4 protein-coding genes are annotated in these 3,102 nt (G+C 39.7%); 2 read left to right on the top strand and 2 right to left on the bottom strand.

The features are described 5' to 3' along the window. Positions 1-379: 379 nt before the first annotated feature. Both BIT28_RS00240 and BIT28_RS00235 read left to right on the top strand, forming a co-directional pair. A complete protein-coding gene (locus BIT28_RS00240; protein ID WP_075761637.1) occupies positions 380-1,165 on the top strand; it encodes a serine/threonine-protein kinase in 786 nt (261 codons plus the stop codon). After that, a complete protein-coding gene (locus BIT28_RS00235; RefSeq protein WP_075761636.1) occupies positions 1,158-1,895 on the top strand; it encodes a PP2C family protein-serine/threonine phosphatase in 738 nt (245 codons plus the stop codon). The genes BIT28_RS00240 and BIT28_RS00235 overlap by 8 nt, the downstream gene beginning before the upstream one ends. A gap of 171 nt (positions 1,896-2,066) precedes the next feature. On the opposite strand, the gene BIT28_RS00230 is transcribed toward BIT28_RS00235, so the two are convergent. Together BIT28_RS00230 and BIT28_RS00225 are read right to left on the bottom strand one after the other, a co-directional pair. Next, entirely contained in the window at positions 2,067-2,426 is a 360-nt protein-coding gene (locus tag BIT28_RS00230; RefSeq protein WP_075761635.1) for a hypothetical protein, read from the bottom strand. 123 nt (positions 2,427-2,549) lie between these two features. Further along, on the bottom strand, positions 2,550-2,939 hold the full coding sequence (locus tag BIT28_RS00225; RefSeq protein ID WP_075761634.1) for a hypothetical protein: 390 nt from the start codon (positions 2,937-2,939) through the stop codon (positions 2,550-2,552). Positions 2,940-3,102: the final 163 nt, after the last annotated feature.

Genomic DNA, 3,102 nt, shown 5'->3' with positions numbered 1-3,102 from the left:
TTGAGCCGTATGCAGTGAAAGTTGCACGTACGGTTCTTAGAGGGGCGGCACTTGGTAACAAGTGTCGTCTACTCGACCATTATCATTTACATCCTTTTGTGTGAGTTTTGCTTATCAAAACTTATCCGATTCATAACAGTCATTTTTTGTATGGGGATCTGCAAGCGTAAAGCATCAGTGTTTAAGTCGTATCTAACCCCCTAAAGTCCAGTAATACGGGGGAAAGTCTATTTCCCGGTACTAAGCTCTATATTCTCTCTAATTGCCTGTACAGAGACACAAATTCCTTTTAGATGGTGAGTGTTTGATATAAATTAGGTGCATATATAACAAATAATTTGCCTAATCTTATGACGTATACTAAGGAGCTCTGTTGAGTATGTCGGCTCTTGAAAAACAAGACGAATTAGATTTAATTCGCATATCAAATACTAGCTATAAATTCAGAACTATCGGGTATCTCGGAGATGGTACCTTTGGTTATGTCGAACGAGTTGAGTTATTCAACAACAGTGAAACTCATTCTGGCCTATATGCGCGTAAAATTCTCGATCAAAAGATAGATCTAAAACTATACAAAGAGCGCTTTGAAAGAGAGATCCTTGCCCAATGTGATTGCCATAACAAACATATTGTCCCTATTTATACATTTGATTTAGCTCCCGACAAACCATACTTCATTATGCAACTTGGAGAGGTTGATGTTCTCAAGCTCATCGAAGCAGGTGAATTAACTGAACAAGAAAAGTTAAAGATTATGATACATTTAGCTAAAGGTTTGAAACATATCCATAGCAAGGGGTACCTACATAGAGATATCAAGCCAAATAACATAATCCGCTTTTCTGACGGTACATATAAAATCTCAGATTTTGGTCTCATCCGTAAAATTCAGCCTTCTGAAAATAGTCAGGTACTAACCTCTATTGACACTCGCTTGGGCAACAACCATTACATGGCGCCTGAGCTAATGTACATCGGGAGCGACTATACAATTAAGAGTGATATATTTGCTTTTGGTCGCGTTTGCGAAGCACTCAAGGTGTCAAATGCTGAACTTAAGAAAATGATTAACTTATGCGTAAAAATGGATGTAAGTGACAGGCTTGCCACAATGGACGAAGTTTTAGAAGTACTTGACGCGAAGGTAGAAATCGATGGTTAGAATTCTCGAAAGCACGAGCTTTTGTTTCGCTAAGAACGAAGATAAGCACAATGAAGATGCTATTTTAGAGCCTAAGTTAGTAGCAAATGGTTTGGTACTTGCCGTTGCTGATGGTGTAGGCTCTTACCCAGGAGCGGACTTGGCATCACTGTCTGCTATAGAGCACTTGAATAGTTTGAATAGTTCTAGTGAAATCAACCAGTTTGGAAATGTATTTACAGATATACACTCAAAAGTTGTTGGTTTATCTCAATATAAGACTGATTATGAAAAAGCGTCTACTACCCTAACTTACTTGTTTCTTGATGGTGAATTCCTTCACGTTGCTCATATAGGTGACTGTCGTGCATACATTCAAACCGGCAGCAAGTTAAGGCAAATAACTAAAGACCACACAAAGCATCAGCAACTTCTTGATGAAAAAGTTTTTACGAAGAAACAGCTTAAGAATGTTAAGGGTAAAAATGTCATTACGACGGCAATCTCCGCTGTTGTAGACATGCGATATGATACAACTTCCATTCGACTAGAAGATATCACCAATGATGACGGTGTGGCGACTTTGTTCTTGATGAGTGATGGCGCACATGAACATTGGGAGAGAAACCCTAGGTTCTCTCCGAATACAATGGCAAGTACAGTAAAACTAGGAAATGCTTTGTTACGAAGAATTGAACGTTATGGCCCGACTGATGATTATTCTTTTGTTTCGGTTAAAGTTCAAATATAAGAAAAGCTCCTCAGGGAGCTTAGCAAAGGGACTGACAAACACAGTTTTGTCCCATTGTGAGTTTATCTGGTCAAGTCGTCTCATCGGAAGTGTCAGATCGTGTCTGAGTCACTACACATCAGCGTATTGCCCTACGAATATTTTGGCCCATCATCTGAGATGGGCTGCTACTCAGACAATAACATCTTCCACTGCTGCCTCAATTGCTTCTTTTGAAACTCGATTCGTAGAATATATTTCAAAACCGTATTTTACCCAGCGTGCTATCCAATCTTCTCTTCCAACAAAAGCCTGACTCCTATCATCTAAAGCATAAAAGTCTATGTATGAAAAAGATTGATAGATACCTTCATGAACAAGAAAACTCACATGCTGAATCTCAAAATCAACATCGTCTGTTAATGATACAACTAGTCCAGGGCTTGGAACTGAAGGTAACTCACCTACGTAGGTTAAAGTAGCAACATCTTCAAAGTTTCCACTTTCAACGCTACCCTCAATAAATCGGAGTTGATGTCGATATTTTATCATTTTTTACACTCGTCTTCTGACATGTGAGCCCAGTGCCTGTCATAGAGTGGGCTCCGTTGAACCGACAAAACACACCTAATTCCATACAAAAATGCTGAGTAAAAGGCGTCAACTTGATGTTTGTTATATCGTTGATTTGGCTGAACGATGATACATTTGTACTATATTTGCTGTTGGCCAGTAAGCCCAACATGCTGCTTGGGCATGATCTTGTGATTCAAATGGGCTGCCTACACTTTTGTGCCAAGACTTCCAATCTTTACCAGGTTCGCTGGTGTCCTTACGAACAACTAAAGCATTTAGTGGTGGTAATCCATTATCAGTATCGGCATTTGAAATATTTACAATCCATTCAACAACTTCAGGGGTATGACCTTGCCCCCAAGCTCCACCAGGGTATTGAGTTAACCAAAGCTCCTTGTATGTAATTTTACGGAAGTAATAAGTATTTAACTCGCCTCTAGCTACTTTAATAAGTGTCTTCCGAACTTTTTTCTCTACCTTGCTTACCATTGATTCTCCTTAAAGATATAACGCCAGCTATAAGGTGTGTCCCATCGAACCAGCAAAGCGCACCTAACTCCATACCCAAAATGTGCATATTCCGGAGTATTGCGACCCCTGATTCCGGGATTATCCGATCGCTCATTCCGGTTTAAACCGATCACCGATTCCG

The organism is Photobacterium proteolyticum, from assembly GCF_001939735.1.
GTDB lineage: Bacteria > Pseudomonadota > Gammaproteobacteria > Enterobacterales > Vibrionaceae > Photobacterium > Photobacterium proteolyticum.
The sequence above is the reverse complement of the archived record's forward strand: the minus strand, read 5'-3'. Positions and strand labels throughout refer to the sequence as shown.

Excerpts from the sequence above, each read along its gene's own strand:
- BIT28_RS00240 (WP_075761637.1), top strand. The coding sequence starts at position 380 with ATGTCGGCTCTTGAAAAACAAGACGAATTAGATTTAATTCGCATATCA.
- BIT28_RS00235 (WP_075761636.1), top strand. The coding sequence starts at position 1,158 with ATGGTTAGAATTCTCGAAAGCACGAGCTTTTGTTTCGCTAAGAACGAA.
- BIT28_RS00230 (WP_075761635.1), bottom strand. The coding sequence starts at position 2,426 with ATGATAAAATATCGACATCAACTCCGATTTATTGAGGGTAGCGTTGAA.
- BIT28_RS00225 (WP_075761634.1), bottom strand. The coding sequence starts at position 2,939 with ATGGTAAGCAAGGTAGAGAAAAAAGTTCGGAAGACACTTATTAAAGTA.